1 protein-coding gene is annotated in these 741 nt (G+C 55.7%); it reads right to left on the bottom strand.

The window, feature by feature from the left end; translation table 11 throughout:
- Nucleotides 1–741 (bottom strand): 4Fe-4S dicluster domain-containing protein (locus OMQ46_RS16565; RefSeq protein ID WP_323135172.1); only part of this gene is annotated, 741 nt, incomplete at both ends.

Genomic DNA, 741 nt, shown 5'->3' with positions numbered 1-741 from the left:
CATAAACATACTGTCATAGCTGCTGTTAAGTTGCGGTTGCTCACGCACCGTGGCTTCAAAGGTGAGCGGGGCCAGCCCGTCTTCAGTCACCCCGGCCGGCGCCCGAACCAGTGCCGTCACCGGCACCACTCTGCCCGGCGCCACAATCACTTCTTCTTCCATACCGTGCAGACTCGCCCCTGCCAGTCCCGACACACTGTAACTCACCGTTATCGGCTGCTGTGTCTTATTCAGCAGCTTCAGCGTGTATTTGTTCTGTATCGAGCCGTCACTCAAGCGCACATACAAGGGCTGACGGTCATGGATGACTTTGAATTCGGTCGGCGACAGTGTGGTAAAACCATACACGATGCCCCCCAGCGCCAGCAGCAGTATTAAGCTGTAAATAATCACCCGTGGTCGTTTGTACATCGGTAAGACGTTCTGGTCGTGATGCAGTTCCTTGTAGCTGGCATAGCGAATCAAACCCCGCGGCTGGTTGGTCTTGTCCATGATGCTGTCACAGGCGTCAATGCATAAACCGCAGGTGATGCAGCCTTCCTGTTGACCTTGACGGATATCGATGCCGGTGGGACAGACCGCGACGCAGACTTTGCAGTCGATACAGCTGCCTTTGCTGCCATCTACTGCGCCTTTTTTAAGTTTGCCTCTGGGTTCGCCCCGCTCGGCATCATAGGCCGGCAATACGGTGTCCTGGTCGTACATGACGCCTTGAAGCCTCGCATAGGGGCAGAGCCAGAA

It is taken from the genome of Methylophaga sp. OBS1 (assembly GCF_026319365.1).
Note: the sequence above shows the minus strand (reverse complement) of the source record. Positions and strands in the feature narration are given on the sequence as shown.